Below are 13,956 nucleotides of genomic sequence, written 5' to 3'. Positions count from 1 at the left end.
TTAATCTTCCGGCGGAACGCTTTTAGACATTGCCGCCTGCACTGTCCAGAAACTGTGCAGGCAGATCATAGGGTTGCCGCAGCACACAAGATGGGCACGCAACTCCCGTTGATAATGCTGCGCCTGCGTTGACAGGCTTGGCAAGCCTGTGTTTCCCTCATATCTGTTAAGACGTCACGTCGGGAGAGATCGGCTTCAGCGCCGGCGCCGAAGGAGCAACCGCCCCGGAAACTCTCAGGCAAACGGACCGCGTGACGAAATAGCATCTGGAAAGAGACGCCGGGCCAAATGCCCAGGGCGTCCGCCGACGGGATAATACTCTCAGGCACAGCGACAGATGGGGCTTTCTATGGGTTTTCGGAGACTGGTCTCCGGAACCCGTGAGGGCCTTGACGATGCTGGCACGCGACGCTTCCCCCCTGAAACGCACACCATTGCACGCGCTCCATGTGGCGCGCGGCGGCAAGATGGTTCCGTTTGCCGGCTACGAGATGCCGGTGCAATTCGCGCCCGGCGTACTCAAGGAGCACCTCCATACCCGCAGCGCCGCCGGTCTGTTCGACGTCTCCCACATGGGTCAGCTCGCGCTGCGGGCCAAATCGGGGCGGGTCGAGGATGCCGCGCAGGCGCTGGAGCGGCTGGTGCCGCAGGACATTGTAGCTGTGGCGCCGGGACGGCAGCGCTACGCCCAGTTCACCAATGACGATGGCGGCCTGCTCGACGACCTGATGGTGGCGAATTTCGGCGACCATCTGTTTCTGGTCGTCAACGCCGCCTGCAAGAAGGAGGACGAGGCGCATTTGCGCGCGCATCTCTCCGAAAGCTGCATCATCGATTCGCTCGGCGACCGCGCGCTGGTCGCGCTGCAGGGACCAAAGGCCGAATCGGCACTGGCAAGGCTTGGCGCCGACGTCACCGCGATGAAATTCATGGATGCCGGCCCGCGCAAGGTCGCCGGCTTCGACTGCTTCGTCTCCCGCTCCGGCTATACCGGCGAGGACGGCTTTGAGATTTCGGTGCCTGGCCCCCAGGCCGAGGCGCTGGTGACGATGCTGCTGCAAAATCCTGATGTCCTGTCAATCGGTCTCGGCGCCCGCGACAGCCTGCGGCTCGAAGCCGGCCTCTGCCTCTACGGCCACGACATCGACAGCACGACGACGCCGGTCGAGGGCGCGCTGGAGTGGTCGGTGCAGAAAAGCCGCCGTAGCGGCGGCGCCCGCGCCGGCGGATTCCCGGGCGCGGACAAGATCCTTTCCCAGTTCGAAAAAGGCGCCGCGCGCCGCCGCGTCGGCCTGCGGGCCGAGGGCCGCGCGCCGGTGCGCGAGGGCGCGCTGCTGTTTGCGGACGGCACTTCCAGCGAGGCTATCGGCCGCGTCACCTCCGGCGGCTTCGGGCCGAGCCTCAATGCACCGGTTGCGATGGGCTATCTGCCGACATCGCTCGCAACGAGCGGCGCGAAAGTATTCGCCGAAGTGCGGGGCCAGCGCCTGCCGATGCAAGTCGCGCCGATGCCCTTCGTTCCCAACACCTATAAACGCTGATTCACAGAGGACCACTTCATGACGACGCTGTTCACCTCCGACCACGAATGGATCCGCATCGAGGGCGATGTCGCCACCATCGGGGTGACGGACTACGCGCAATCGCAGCTCGGCGACGTCGTGTTCGTCGACCTGCCCAAGGTCGGCCGCAGCTTGAAGAAGGCCGAAGCCGCCGCGGTCGTCGAATCGGTGAAGGCCGCTAGCGACGTCTACGCGCCAATCTCGGGCGAGGTGGTCGAGGTCAACGAGGCGCTCGCCGCCGAGCCCGCGCTGGTCAATTCCGACGCCGGCGGCAAGGCCTGGTTTTTCAAGCTGAAGATCGCAGACAAAAGCGAACTCGGCGGCCTGATGGATGAAGCCGCCTACAAGGCCCATACGGCGTGAGGATGATGCACTCGGCAACCACACACTCGCTGTCATCGTCCGCGCAGGCGGACGATCCAGTACGCCGCGGCCTTTCGGCTCGTTCGCTGAATTCCCGGCGTACTGGACGCCCCGCCTTCGCGGGGCATGACGAGCAATATTGAGGATACATAATCATGAACGCGCCGCTGAAAACCACCGCTGAAGCCGCCACCGATTTCGTGCGCCGCCATATCGGCCCCTCGCCTCGCGACATCAGCGCGATGCTCACAACTGTCGGCGCGGCCAGCCTCTCCGAATTGATGAGCCAGACGCTGCCATCCTCGATCCGGCAGAAGAAGCCGCTCGATCTGGGAGCGGCGCTCAGCGAAACCGAGGCGCTGTCGCATATGCGCGAGCTGGCCGGGCAGAACGAGGTGTTCACCTCGCTGATCGGCCAAGGCTATTCCGGCACGATCCTGCCGGCGGTGATCCAGCGCAACATTTTGGAGAATCCGGCCTGGTACACGGCCTATACGCCGTATCAGCCGGAGATCAGCCAGGGCCGCCTGGAGGCGCTGTTCAACTTCCAGACCATGATCTGCGACCTCACCGGGCTCGACGTCGCCAACGCCTCGCTGCTCGATGAAGGCACTGCCGCGGCCGAAGCGATGGCGCTCGCCGAACGCGCCTCGCAGGTGAAGACCAAAGCTTTCTTTGTCGATAGCGAGGTGCATCCGCAGACGCTGGCGGTCGTGCGCACCCGCGCCGAGCCGCTCGGCTGGACCGTGATCGTCGGCGATCCCCTCAGCGATCTCGAAAAGGCCGACGTATTCGGCGGGCTCTTGCAGTATCCGGGCACGTCGGGTGCCGTGCGCGACCTGCGGCCCGCGATCGCGGCGCTCCGCGCCAAGGGCGCGCTGGCCGTCATGGCGGCTGATCTTTTGGCACTCACGCTGATCGCCTCCCCCAGCGAGCTCGGCGCCGACATCGCGATCGGCTCGGCGCAGCGGTTCGGCGTGCCGATGGGCTATGGCGGCCCGCACGCGGCCTATATGGCGGTGCGCGATGCGCTGAAGCGCTCGCTGCCCGGCCGCATCGTCGGGCTTTCAGTGGATTCGCGGGGTGCACCGGCCTATCGCCTCGCGCTGCAGACCCGCGAGCAGCACATCCGCCGCGAGAAAGCCACTTCGAACATCTGCACCGCGCAAGTGCTGCTCGCCGTGATCGCCTCGATGTACGCCATCTATCACGGCCCGGAAGGGCTGGCGCATATCGCGCGCACCGTGCACCGGCGCGCCGTCGTGCTTGCGGCGGGGTTGGCAAAACTCGGCTTTGCACCGGCCTCGCCGGCGTTCTTCGATACGATCACGGTGGCCGCTGGCGGCAAGCAGGACGAGATCGTCGCCCGCGCGCTCGCCGAGAAGATCAACCTTCGCATCGGCCAAGGAATTGACGAAGGCACCCTCGGCATCGCCATCGACGAGACCACGACGCCTGCGATCATTGAGGCGGTGTGGCGCGCCTTCGGCGGCAAGCTCGCCTATGCCGAGGTCGAGCTGACCGCGCGCGAGACGCTGCCGCTGGAGCTGAAGCGCAACAGCGCCTTCCTCACCCATCCCGTGTTCCACGCGCACCGCTCCGAGACCGAGCTCTTGCGCTACATGCGCAAGCTCAGCGATCGCGACCTCGCGCTCGACCGCGCGATGATCCCGCTCGGCTCCTGCACCATGAAGCTGAATGCCACCACCGAGATGATCCCGCTGACCTGGCCGGAATTCGGTTCGCTGCATCCGTTCGCGCCGCGCGAGCAGGCCGCCGGCTATCACGCGCTGTTCCAGCGGCTCGAGCAATGGCTGTGCGACATCACCGGCTATGACGCGATCTCGCTGCAGCCGAATTCCGGCGCGCAGGGCGAATATGCCGGGCTGCTGGCGATCCGCGCCTATCATGCGGCGCGCGGCGAGCCGCACCGCAACATCTGCCTCATCCCCTCCTCCGCGCACGGCACCAACCCGGCGTCCGCGCATATGGCCGGCATGGAGGTGGTGGTGACCGCCTGCAACGCGCGCGGCGATGTCGATGTCGAGGATCTCCGCGCCAAGGCGGAGAAGCACTCCAAAAACCTTGCCGCCGTGATGATCACCTATCCCTCGACGCATGGCGTGTTCGAGGAGCACATCACCGAGATCTGCGACATCGTTCATAGCAATGGCGGCCAGGTCTATCTCGACGGCGCCAACATGAACGCGCAGGTCGGCCTCTCCAGACCCGGCGACTACGGCGCCGACGTCTCGCACCTCAATTTGCACAAGACGTTCTGCATTCCGCATGGCGGCGGCGGCCCGGGCATGGGCCCGATCGGCGTCAAGGCACATCTCGCGCCCTATCTGCCGGGCCATCCCGCAACCGACGGCGCGACGGCGCATCCGGTGGGGCCGGTGTCGGCCGCACCGTTCGGCTCGGCATCGATCCTGACCATCTCCTACATCTACATCCTGATGATGTCGGGCGAAGGTTTGCAGCGCGCCACCGAGGTCGCGATTTTGAATGCCAACTACATCGCAAGCCGCCTCGATCCGCATTTCCCGGTGCTGTACCGGAATGCCAAGGGCCGGGTCGCGCATGAATGCATCGTCGATCCGCGCGCACTGAAAACGACCACCGGCGTCACCGTCGACGACATCGCAAAGCGCCTGATCGACTACGGCTTCCACGCCCCGACCATGAGCTTCCCGGTGGCGGGCACGCTGATGATCGAGCCGACCGAATCGGAATCCAAGGCGGAGCTGGATCGTTTCTGCGACGCCATGATCGCGATCCGAAGCGAGATTACGGAGATCGAGATCGGCCGCTGGAAGGTCGAAGCCTCGCCCTTGCGCCACGCCCCGCACACCGTGCACGACATTGTCGATGATGCATGGAATCGCCCCTATAGCCGGGCCACGGGTTGTTTCCCCGATGGCATCTCGCGCACGGACAAGTACTGGAGCCCGGTCGGACGCGTCGACAACGTCTATGGCGACCGCAATCTGGTGTGCTCGTGCCCGCCGGTTGAGGATTACGCGCAGGCGGCGGAATAGCTTTGTAGGATGGGTAGAGCAGAGCGAAACCCATCGCATCCATTATAGCGCAAGCCGCACGATGATGGGTTTCGCTCCGCTCTACCCATCCTACAGTCTACGGCACCAGCAGGACCGGATCCCAGCGCCACAGCCGGTCGTTAGTGAGATGTGTGCCACCCCACCAGCGGTCGATTGGGTTATGCCGGCTGAAATCTTCGCTGCCGGCCAAGATTGCCTTGCCGAGCGCAGTGAGCGACAGCCGACTTTCCTTGTAGCGCACGAGGCGCTCGCGCTCGTTGTGCATCTCGAGCGAGAATGGCCACTCTGTGAGACCCGAGACAGCAGGCACTGGGGCAAGCGCGAGCCCTTCCAGGAGAGCCCCCGCTTCCCAATAACCGAACACGCGGCGCTGAAAGCGCTCCCGGTAGTGGGGAAATATGTCGAACGGCTGCACATAGCCGGCCGAGATCAACTCCAACATCCGCATTTCCGACGCACCAAGCCCAGTAGCGCGCCCCGGCAGTTCTTCCAGCATTTCGACAACGCAGTGCCGAAGCTGCGGCAGGACGCTCAAATCCTTTGCCAGGAGATCGAACCACGCATGCGGCGCCGGCGCCCGAAAAGCCTGCCACGCCAAGTTTGCGATCTCGAGATGATGGTCGCCAATCGCAACGCCCATAAACTTCATTTTGGCGAGGCGCTCCGGTTCTATCTCGCCGAGAGAGGCATCCACATGCCTCAGCGTGAGGCCCAGGTCTTTGGCTAGTGCACCGAGATGATCGAGCAGCCAGATCAGCACCAGTTGGGCATTCGGCTCGGTGTCCATCCAGAGTTCGACCGTTTCGAAACGCCGGCAGACCTCGATCAATCCGAGGTCTTTCATCCCGAATTTCTGCGGGCGCTGCGGTGGCATGAAATCCAGCCAGTGCGACTCCGCCTGCTGGTTTGTTCGTGGAGCCAAAAACGCTGCAAGATCTGCATCGGAACGCGGCGGTCCAAAGACCATCCGAAGCTCGATCGCCACAGCCAGATCGGCGTGACCTGCCGATGCAATGCCACCTGCACTGGAGGAATCAGCCGTCAGGACCAGACGCGTCATGCGAGTACCAATACGAGCAAAACAAAAACGGGCGCTGCGAACGTCGGCAACTCAACGTCCGCAGCGCCCGTCTGTCACGCTTCGGGCCTTAACCCCCAAAGCGATTCTAAAACTTATTCGTCGTCGCCAGGCTCCTCGCCGTCGGCATCGCGCTCGGCGGGACCGGCCAAAATCTGTTCGGCGATCAGGCCGGAGTTCTGGCGGATCGCCATCTCGATCTTGGCGGTCATGTCGGGGTTGGCCTTGAGGAAAGCCTTGGCGTTCTCGCGTCCCTGCCCGAGCCGCTGACTGTCATAGGAGAACCAGGCGCCGGACTTCTCGACCAGGCCGGCCTTGACGCCGAGGTCGAGGATCTCGCCCATCTTGGAGACGCCCTCGCCATACATGATGTCGAACTCGACCTGCTTGAAGGGCGGCGCCAGCTTGTTCTTCACCACCTTGACGCGGGTGGTGTTGCCGACCACCTCGTCGCGCTCCTTGATCGCGCCGATGCGGCGGATGTCGAGGCGGACGGAGGCGTAAAATTTCAGCGCATTGCCGCCGGTGGTGGTTTCCGGCGAGCCGTACATCACGCCGATCTTCATGCGGATCTGGTTGATGAAGATCACCATGGTGTTGGACTTGTTGATCGACGCCGTGAGCTTGCGCAGCGCCTGGCTCATCAGGCGTGCCTGCAGGCCGGGCAGCGCATCGCCCATCTCGCCCTCGAGTTCGGCCTTCGGCACCAGCGCGGCCACCGAATCGACCACCAGCACATCGATCGCGCCGGAGCGCACCAAGGTGTCGCAGATTTCGAGCGCCTGCTCGCCGGTGTCGGGCTGCGAGATCAGGAGCTCGTCGATGTTGACGCCGAGCTTGCGGGCATAGACCGGATCGAGCGCGTGTTCGGCGTCGATGAAGGCGCAGATGCCGCCCTTCTTCTGTCCCTCGGCGACGCAATGCAGCGCCAGCGTGGTCTTGCCCGACGATTCCGGCCCGTAGATTTCGACCACCCGCCCCTTCGGCAAGCCGCCGACGCCGAGCGCGATGTCGAGCCCGAGCGAGCCGCTCGAGACCGTCTCGACGTCCATCGAGCGGTCGTTCTTGCCCAGCTTCATCACCGAGCCCTTGCCGAACTGGCGCTCGATCTGGGAGAGCGCGGCAGACAGGGCCTTGGTCTTATCCATGGAGGATCCTTCAACGATACGCAGGGCAGTGGCGGACATCTTACGTGCTCCTTATGGCGGGGATTCGCGAGCGGGACAAACGGCGGCGAGAGGCTTTTTTGATGCGATTTTTGTCTGGGAAAATCCGTACCACGTTTGTTCTATGTTCGCAATATGTTCTTTTTGGAAATCTGGTGCTGGCCTGCGCCCAGCACCGGAAATCCGCGTCCCCCCCCCCATCCTTAATGCCAAGCGTCCCCTGCTGATTTGGCGAATGTCCAAATTTCAACTTTAGGATTACGCTTTACATCCTCACTCCAAAACGGAGGTGCCCCCATGAAGTCTCTCTCGGCAAGGAGTTTCATCGCAGGCTCGACAATCTGCGTGGCTTTCGCAGCCTGGAATGGAGCCGCGCTAGCGGAACAGAAAGCGAACCGACAGGTGCAGGCACAGTCGCTCGGATATCGGTGCCGCGCCGCCGTCCGCGCCGAAATGAAGGGGCCTGATTGCCGGATGGCGATCCCTCCCAACGCAACCAGCCACTGCAATATTCCATCCAACGCCGAGGTCGAGGTGATGGACAATAAGGTCAACGAATGCGTCAGGCAGGGTGGCCCGGGACGATTGGCAAAAGTCCGATCGTGATGGAGGTCCGGAGCCCGCCCCCTGGCCGGCAACCTTCGTGACCCTGATCGAGATGGTCTCGGGATAGCCGGGGCGCCGCTTCCCTGGCGGGAGCGATCCAGCCTTTCCCTTCCCCAACTACGCAATCATACGGAAGTGACCCGGCCCAAAGGCTCTGCTTAGTCAACCGGATGGGCCGTCACATCCTCTTCAAATGCCCCCAATTGGGCACCAACGTTCAGCACTGGCTTCCGGACCCCACGCCGGAGGACGAGCGCAATGCCTATGTGTCGGTCGTGTGCCTTGCCTGCACCCGGCTTCATCTCATCCACAAAGAGACCGGCAAGCTCCTAGGCAAGGACTGACGCCGCCTCCAGGCAGCCGGCCACACCTCCCCCATTAAAGTTCACTTTTGTACTGTTCCCGCGGAACGGATTCCGCCGCAGCGCGTAATCGGACGGGTGCGGCGGTTAGCGGTAGCAACGGGGAACCAGATTGTGCCGGGTAAAAAATATCTGAGTGAACAAGCGGCAACCTTCCTGAAATTTGCAATGGCCACCACGGATCCGGATGTCGCCGCGGGCTTCCTCGACAAGGCCGCCGACCTTTCCGCCAAGAGTAAAGAGGCGCCGGACGCCAGCCCCCGGCCGCCTGATGTAGAGCAGCCGGACGGCTAGCTCTCGCGATGAGGCCGCCAAAGCGCGGCCTCATCGTTTTCCAGACCTCATCTTCAAGTCGAACTGCAAGTTGTGCACCGCTTACAATTTTAGGCGTGCTTGCGGTTTCGTCTGAACTGTCCGTCAAGTGGACAACCCTATGGTTGGCAGCATGCACGCACAGATCGCCTTCCCCTACACATCCTTGCCGACGCCTCAACAGCTTGGTGCCCATCTGCTCACCCGGCTCTTCAGCCTCAGCCGCACCCCCGAACCCTCGCGGGTGCCGCAGCCCATCCGCGGCCCGGACGCACCCTCGCGAACCCATATTCCGCCGCGGCAGCCTTATCCGACACGTCAGGAATAGGCGCCGCCGGCAGCGCCCGGCCCAACGGCCTCGCCGCATGGGGCTATGCAGCGAGGTCGCCGGCGGCGGGGAAATTCCAAAGAACCGCCCCGCCCTCAGCGACCAGATACGGCCCGCCCCAAACTCCCGTTTCAGCGCGCAAAATCGCCCCGACCTATAGCGGGCGACGTTGAACCTTTTGGCCGCCGCCCAGACCAAATGCTTGCCTGGGACATTGCATCACTCGGGGAATAGGCCTGCGCCGCCAAGCGATCATATTCCGCTTGCGCGGCGCAGTGCTTTTGACGGAAGGCCGGACCGGTCCTGGTACGGGAATTCGGCCGTCCACGTGGGGTTAGACCAGCGGGAGGGAGGAGTTCGGCCGCGTCGCCGCGGTTGGGTTCAGGAACGCTGCGGTTTCCGCGTCCAGTATCGCACGGGCGGCGAGAGCCGTTCCATAAAACGTAAGCCCTGGATTAAAGTCGACCAGGCCGCAAAGCTTTTTTGGGGAAAGCCTTTGGGCCATGCGCGGCGTCTCGTCTAAGATAGACCTCATGCTGACACAGCGGCACTGACGCCCTGATCGCCGGCCGCGTGGGAATTCCAGCGCTTGCCTGACGTTCGCCGCCATATGCGCCGGCGGTTGTGCAAATCTCATTTAGTTGCATTGATTAACGCCTGCAATTTTAAGTATGAGGTCTGGATTTGAAGCGGCTAGGGCCGCAGCGGGATTTTTGTAATGAATCACAAGGGCGTCGAATACACCGTAACGGCGGTCGCGCCGGGCATCTGGAAATGGCAATTCCGCATTGGCGACAAGGTCGTCACGGGGAAGACCGAAGCCAAGCTCAACCTGCTTGCCATCCGGCGGGTGCAGCTCCGGATCGATCGGGAGCTTAAGAAAGCCGAGCGGGAATAATCCGCTTCCGGCATCTCCTGCGATCGGCCCCGACTCTTTCCAGCAATTACAACAACCTAACGCCTTTCCTGAATGCACCGCACGAAATGACCGGGGCCTACGCCGACATGGTCGCGGGCATCTCCCGAAGACTTTGGCGAAAATGCCGAGCGGCAGATGGAGCTGCTGGATGAAGCCAGCAAGCCGGTGTTCCGAATTCGCCTGATCTCGGAGACCCTACAGGGGATCGACGGAAAGTTGCGCTGACGGGCTTTAGGCGTGCGCCTTGCGCGAAGCCTTGTCCGGCTCGCTTGCCGGTGGCGTCCCCTGCCGCAGTTCCCTCGCGGAGACGAAGCGGACGCCGATCAGTTCGCCCCGGCGCCAGATCAGGCTACAGATCCGCCGCACCTCACCACCCGCGGTCAGCGAAAGGCCGAACATCTTCGGGACGGCGAGGTCACCGACATCAAGACAGGCCCCGTTCTCGGAAATGTCGAGAATATAGCATTCGATCCAAGGTGCATCGGGTGCCGGAATCAGAAATCCCGGCTTGTGCAGGTCGACCCTGACGAACTTGCGGGCACCGAGGTCTTTGCGGTCTCTCGCCATGATTTCTCCTGTCCGTAGAAATACTAGGCTCAACACCTGAATACCGAGTTATCGGAATTAGGCAAAAAACGGGGCATCGGGGCTTTATCGTGGGCGCGCGGTGGAATTCCGCCGCTTGTTTCGGCTGAGTTGCAGCCATCATCCCCATTCCGGGGAGGCGCACCGAGCCAGACCCGGCGCTCATCACTGTGCACGATGAGGGGCTTATGAGACCTAATCGGCGCTGGCGAGCCGGCGCATCGTGAATTCGATGTCGCCGCCGGGCAGTTCGCGCCAGCTCTCCACCGAGCTCATATAGGCGGCCTTGGGATAGCGGCTCAGGAAGTCGCGCGCCTTCGCCCTGGCCTCTTCCCGCGGCAGCGTAAACGTCTCGCGCAGATAGCCATCGCCCGGCTTGCGCCGGCCGGCCATCCGGCTCGCGAGATCCCGCGGGCGAAAGACCATGTCGCAACTCCAGACAGCATGACGACAGGCCTAATATAGGCGCGGCGGCGGACGAATCCTACTCGTCCGCTCGTCCTGTCGCCGTCACTGGCTGCTGCTACCGGTCTTGCTCTTCTTGGCGGGCGCGGCGGCCTTGGGCGCCTCCGAGCTGCGCACGGTGCCCCAGGGATCGGAGGAGGCTTTGGCGTCCGGAATCTTCTTCAAGGAGTCCCTGTAGGCCCTGTCCTTGATCGCATCCTGCTCCTTCTCCTCAGGCGACTTGGACTGCGTCTCCGGCAGCAGGTTGATATTGGGGGTCTGCATCTGTGCGTAGGCCGGCACCGTCAAAGATACGACCACCGCGGCCGCGCTCAGCATTCTCATTGAAACTCTCCTTCGGACGCTTCAGCGTTTGCCCGGAAAGATAGCACCGGCCCAATGGGGCCGCCAAGCGCAAGCGCTCTCGTCTTTGGGTCGATGGCCCCGCTGTTCCCTTCGCCGCCATGACCATTACAATGCGCCGACAGCAAGACGGATGAGGAAACTGACATTCATGCAACAAGAGCCACAAGCGGCGGAATTCGGCATCGCGGACGCGCGGCGCGTGCTCGGCGAAGTATTTGCGCCATGGGTGATGGATCTCAATTTGTCCGTCGAACGCTTTGACGTGACGCCATCCGGCGACGCTGCCGACTGGCAGCCCGGCGCGATCCTGCGCCTGCCGTTCTCGGAGCGGCTGTGCCGCAATGGCGGCACGGTCTCCGGCCAGGCGCTGATGGCCTTTGCCGACACCGCGATGGTGATCGCCAACCTCGCCGCCAACCGCGGCTATCGCGCCATGACCACGGTAGACCAGACCACGCACTTCATGCGTGCGGTCTCGGCCTCCGACGTGCTGGCCGACGCCCGCGTGGTCCGCCTCGGACGCACCATGAGCTTCGGCCGCGTCACGCTGCTATCCGCCGCCGACAACAAGCCGGTCGCAATGGTCTCGAGCGCGTTTGCGATGCTGTAGGGCGCACGGGACGCACCTAGTCTTCTCCACTGTCATCCTCCGCGAAGGCGGAGGATCCAGTATTCCAGAGACGGCAGTGACCGGACTGATAAGCCGCGGCGTACTGCATTCCCGCATGCGCGGGAATGACAGTCGTGTATGCGGCGCGTGTCACACCCCCACCCTGCGCCGCCGCCAGCGCCAGACGAGCGCCGCCATCAGTACGATCACGAGCCCGACCGCAATCGCCCCGCTCATGAAGCGTCCGCCGGGCCGATCGATCGTGCGCGAGCGCAGCGAGGGCGATTCCCCCGGCCGCGCCAGACGGAATGCGACCACGCTGTCGCCGATCGTGGTGCCGGACTCCGAATGGCCGCCGGCGCCGATCGCGACATATTGCTCGTCGTTCCACATGTAGGTCATGGGATTGGCGACACCTGGCACCGGCAGACGCCCTTGCCACAGTTCGCGCCCCGAGCGCGCGTCGAAGGCACGCAAGTAAGCATCCATCGCGCCGGTGAAGATGAGACCGCCGGCGGTGATCGCAACGCCACTGACCAGCGGCGTGCCGAACGGCAACGCAAGGCCGAGCGGCGCGCGGTCCTCCGTTGTGCCGACGCGGGAGCGCCAGAGAATCTTGCCGCCCTTGAGATCGACCGCGACCATCTCGCCCCATGGCGGCTTGTTGCAGAGCAGCCCCAGCGGCGACAGCGCAACCGCCCGGGTCATCGCAAAGGGCGCGCCCTGCTGCCGACCGAAATCATGCCCCGGCGGCGGCTCGAAGCCTTGCGTCTGGCTCCGCGGGATCAATTTGACGAGGTGGATCGCCCGCGTCGTATTGGCGATGAGGATCTGGTTGACGGGATCGAACGCGGCGCCGCCCCAGTTCACGCCGCCGCCCGTCATCGGAAACACGACCGTGCCTTGCGTTGAAGGCGGCGTGTAGAGGCCGTCATTGCGCGCGGCGGCGACCTTGGCGCGGCAGGCCTCGCGCTCCCAGAACGGGATCAGGCCGAACACGTCGTCAGCCGAAATCTGCTGCGACAGCAACGGCGGCACATGGCTCGGAAACGGCTGCGTCGGCGAGAGCTGCTCGCCCTCGGCGCCGCCCTGCGGCACGGCGCGTTCTTCCACCGGCCACACCGGCTTGCCGGTGTCACGGTCGAGCACGAAGACAAATCCCTGCTTGGTCGGCTGGATCACGACGTCGCGCTGACCCTCGCCGGTATCGATCCGCGCCAGCGTCGGCTGCGCCGGCAGATCGTAGTCCCAGACATCGTGATGCACGGTCTGATATGACCACACCAATTCACCAGTCTCGGCGCGCAACGCCACGACCGAGTTGGCGTGCGCGTTATTGCCGGGCCGCTTGCCGCCCCAGAAGTCCGGGCTCGGCGAGGACGTCGGCAGGAACACCAGGCCCCTCTCCTCGTCCGCCGACATCGGCGCCCAGACATTGGCATGGCCTGCGCTGATGCCGCTACGATCAAGCGGATCAAAAGTCCAGCGTGCGCGTCCGGTTCGCGCATCGAAGGCGCGCACTCTGCCATCAGGTGCCTCGACGCGGCGGTTGTCCGAGATCGCCGAGCCGACGATGACGGTATCGCGCGCGATCACCGGCGCCGAGGTGATCTGGAATTCGCCCGGCCATTCCAGCGGCATGCCGATATCGATCTTGATCTCGCCACCCGCGCCGAAATCGGCGCAAGGCACGCCTGACCTCGCATCGAGCGCGATGACGCGCGCGTCATTGGTGCCCATGAAGATTCGCGCGCGGCAGGCGGCGCCGTCGGCGGCCTTTGCATCGACCCAATAGGCGACACCGCGGCAATTGTAGCGGTTGGCCGGGCGCTGATTGGTCGAGATTTTCGGATCGAACCGCCACTTCTGCGCCCCAGAACCAGGATCGAGCGCGATGACCTCGTTGAAGGGCGAGCAGAAGATCAGGCTGTCCTCGACCAGCAGCGGGGTCGCCTGAAACTTGGTGCGCCGCATCGCCTCGGGCGGGCGGCTGTCGAGATCGCCGGTGCGAAATTCCCAGGCGCGGACGAGGCTATCGACATTGTCGGGCGTGATCTGGCCCAGTGGCGAAAACCGCGATCCGCCGCGATCGCCGCCCCAGTGCTCCCAGGCGGAGGACGGAGGCGAGATACAGGCGCACAGGATGACAATGAAGAAAGCGAGCAGACGAACCGGACTTCGCATTCCACCCCC

12 protein-coding genes and 1 riboswitch are annotated in these 13,956 nt (G+C 63.9%); of the genes, 6 read left to right on the top strand and 6 right to left on the bottom strand.

The genetic code is table 11. The features are described 5' to 3' along the window. The first annotated feature begins 169 nt into the window (after nucleotides 1–169). A riboswitch (glycine riboswitch) is annotated at nucleotides 170–260 on the top strand. Nucleotides 261–395: 135 nt separating this feature from the next. The 3 genes from gcvT to gcvP all read left to right on the top strand — a co-directional run bounded on the left by gcvT (nucleotide 396) and on the right by gcvP (nucleotide 4,966). After that, entirely contained in the window at nucleotides 396–1,541 is a 1,146-nt protein-coding gene (gcvT, locus tag QA643_RS14680) for a glycine cleavage system aminomethyltransferase GcvT (RefSeq protein ID WP_283033840.1), read from the top strand. Nucleotides 1,542–1,559: 18 nt separating this feature from the next. Continuing rightward, a complete protein-coding gene (gcvH, locus tag QA643_RS14675) occupies nucleotides 1,560–1,925 on the top strand; it encodes a glycine cleavage system protein GcvH (RefSeq protein WP_283033839.1) in 366 nt (121 codons plus the stop codon). A 155-nt stretch (nucleotides 1,926–2,080) separates the two neighbouring features. After that, entirely contained in the window at nucleotides 2,081–4,966 is a 2,886-nt protein-coding gene (gene gcvP / locus QA643_RS14670) for an aminomethyl-transferring glycine dehydrogenase (protein WP_283033838.1), read from the top strand. 97 nt (nucleotides 4,967–5,063) lie between these two features. Here the strand turns inward: gcvP and QA643_RS14665 are convergent, their stop codons facing one another. Both QA643_RS14665 and recA read right to left on the bottom strand, forming a co-directional pair. Then, a complete protein-coding gene (locus QA643_RS14665; protein ID WP_283033837.1) occupies nucleotides 5,064–6,047 on the bottom strand; it encodes a hypothetical protein in 984 nt (327 codons plus the stop codon). Between the two features lie 113 nt (nucleotides 6,048–6,160). Next, complete coding sequence (recA, locus tag QA643_RS14660; RefSeq protein WP_283033836.1) at nucleotides 6,161–7,252, bottom strand: recombinase RecA; 1,092 nt, start codon at nucleotides 7,250–7,252, stop codon at nucleotides 6,161–6,163. Between the two features lie 1,061 nt (nucleotides 7,253–8,313). On the opposite strand from recA, the gene QA643_RS14655 reads away from it, so the two are divergent. Both QA643_RS14655 and QA643_RS14650 read left to right on the top strand, forming a co-directional pair. Next, entirely contained in the window at nucleotides 8,314–8,493 is a 180-nt protein-coding gene (locus tag QA643_RS14655; protein ID WP_283033835.1) for a hypothetical protein, read from the top strand. A 1,064-nt stretch (nucleotides 8,494–9,557) separates the two neighbouring features. Then, the gene (locus tag QA643_RS14650) at nucleotides 9,558–9,737 is read left to right on the top strand and encodes a hypothetical protein (protein ID WP_283033834.1); all 180 of its coding nucleotides are present in this window, start codon (nucleotides 9,558–9,560) and stop codon (nucleotides 9,735–9,737) included. A gap of 252 nt (nucleotides 9,738–9,989) precedes the next feature. Here the strand turns inward: QA643_RS14650 and QA643_RS14645 are convergent, their stop codons facing one another. From QA643_RS14645 to QA643_RS14635, 3 genes are all read right to left on the bottom strand, one after another. Then, the gene (locus QA643_RS14645) at nucleotides 9,990–10,325 is read right to left on the bottom strand and encodes a PilZ domain-containing protein (protein WP_283033833.1); all 336 of its coding nucleotides are present in this window, start codon (nucleotides 10,323–10,325) and stop codon (nucleotides 9,990–9,992) included. Between the two features lie 213 nt (nucleotides 10,326–10,538). After that, nucleotides 10,539–10,769, bottom strand: a complete 231-nt coding sequence (locus QA643_RS14640; protein ID WP_283033832.1) for a hypothetical protein — start codon at nucleotides 10,767–10,769, stop codon at nucleotides 10,539–10,541. An 84-nt stretch (nucleotides 10,770–10,853) separates the two neighbouring features. After that, a complete protein-coding gene (locus QA643_RS14635) occupies nucleotides 10,854–11,132 on the bottom strand; it encodes a hypothetical protein (protein WP_283033831.1) in 279 nt (92 codons plus the stop codon). 169 nt (nucleotides 11,133–11,301) lie between these two features. Between QA643_RS14635 and QA643_RS14630 the strand changes: the two genes are divergently transcribed. Then, nucleotides 11,302–11,763, top strand: a complete 462-nt coding sequence (locus QA643_RS14630) for a PaaI family thioesterase (RefSeq protein ID WP_283033830.1) — start codon at nucleotides 11,302–11,304, stop codon at nucleotides 11,761–11,763. 150 nt (nucleotides 11,764–11,913) lie between these two features. On the opposite strand, the gene QA643_RS14625 is transcribed toward QA643_RS14630, so the two are convergent. Beyond that, nucleotides 11,914–13,947: a pyrroloquinoline quinone-dependent dehydrogenase gene (locus QA643_RS14625; RefSeq protein WP_283033829.1), complete on the bottom strand. Its 2,034-nt coding sequence runs from the start codon at nucleotides 13,945–13,947 to the stop codon at nucleotides 11,914–11,916. Nucleotides 13,948–13,956: the final 9 nt, after the last annotated feature.

The sequence above is a fragment of the Bradyrhizobium sp. CB3481 genome, from assembly GCF_029714305.1.
Lineage (GTDB): Bacteria > Pseudomonadota > Alphaproteobacteria > Rhizobiales > Xanthobacteraceae > Bradyrhizobium.
The sequence above is the reverse complement of the archived record's forward strand: the minus strand, read 5'-3'. Positions and strand labels throughout refer to the sequence as shown.

Coding starts and splice junctions, on each gene's coding strand:
- QA643_RS14640 (WP_283033832.1), bottom strand. CDS start 10,769: ATGGTCTTTCGCCCGCGGGATCTCGCGAGCCGGATGGCCGGCCGGCGC.
- gcvP (WP_283033838.1), top strand. CDS start 2,081: ATGAACGCGCCGCTGAAAACCACCGCTGAAGCCGCCACCGATTTCGTG.
- QA643_RS14645 (WP_283033833.1), bottom strand. CDS start 10,325: ATGGCGAGAGACCGCAAAGACCTCGGTGCCCGCAAGTTCGTCAGGGTC.
- gcvT (WP_283033840.1), top strand. CDS start 396: ATGCTGGCACGCGACGCTTCCCCCCTGAAACGCACACCATTGCACGCG.
- gcvH (WP_283033839.1), top strand. CDS start 1,560: ATGACGACGCTGTTCACCTCCGACCACGAATGGATCCGCATCGAGGGC.
- QA643_RS14630 (WP_283033830.1), top strand. CDS start 11,302: ATGCAACAAGAGCCACAAGCGGCGGAATTCGGCATCGCGGACGCGCGG.
- QA643_RS14635 (WP_283033831.1), bottom strand. CDS start 11,132: ATGAGAATGCTGAGCGCGGCCGCGGTGGTCGTATCTTTGACGGTGCCG.
- QA643_RS14650 (WP_283033834.1), top strand. CDS start 9,558: ATGAATCACAAGGGCGTCGAATACACCGTAACGGCGGTCGCGCCGGGC.
- QA643_RS14665 (WP_283033837.1), bottom strand. CDS start 6,047: ATGACGCGTCTGGTCCTGACGGCTGATTCCTCCAGTGCAGGTGGCATT.
- QA643_RS14625 (WP_283033829.1), bottom strand. CDS start 13,947: ATGCGAAGTCCGGTTCGTCTGCTCGCTTTCTTCATTGTCATCCTGTGC.
- recA (WP_283033836.1), bottom strand. CDS start 7,252: ATGTCCGCCACTGCCCTGCGTATCGTTGAAGGATCCTCCATGGATAAG.